We start from the raw sequence: 358 nt of genomic DNA, 5'->3' as shown, positions 1-358 counted from the left end.
GGCTAGGTACGGTAATGTGGGCGGGGTAAGGGACTTGCTTCTCTCGATTTTGACATTCGGGATTTATGCCTTTGCTAAATCATCCAAAATGGACCAGAAAGGAGCGGCGATTCGAATTAGCCATAAAAGATCTTAATGGGCAGATACCGGTGAAGGGCGCGCCCATTATTTCCACCAGGATCGACGGTAAAATGCTGGTCATTACGGAGCTCCGTGTTGGTAGCACTCCTGCTTTGCGGGTTGCGTTCGGTGGTAGAAACGTTGGTGTAATTGAGAATACGAATTTTGCGTCGTTCAAAAAACAGCTGGAGGCGGAAATTGCGCCGAATGACGACAACACGAGTCAGTGCGATCCGTC

General features: G+C 49.4%; 1 protein-coding gene. It reads right to left on the bottom strand.

Annotated elements, in window-relative coordinates:
* Positions 1-116: 116 nt before the first annotated feature.
* The coding region (locus P0D80_RS51440) for a hypothetical protein (RefSeq protein WP_408296714.1) at positions 117-358 on the bottom strand (242 nt) is incomplete at its 5' end.

It is taken from the genome of Paraburkholderia sp. RL17-373-BIF-A, from assembly GCF_046030175.1.
Classification (GTDB): domain Bacteria; phylum Pseudomonadota; class Gammaproteobacteria; order Burkholderiales; family Burkholderiaceae; genus Paraburkholderia.
The sequence above is the reverse complement of the archived record's forward strand: the minus strand, read 5'-3'. Positions and strand labels throughout refer to the sequence as shown.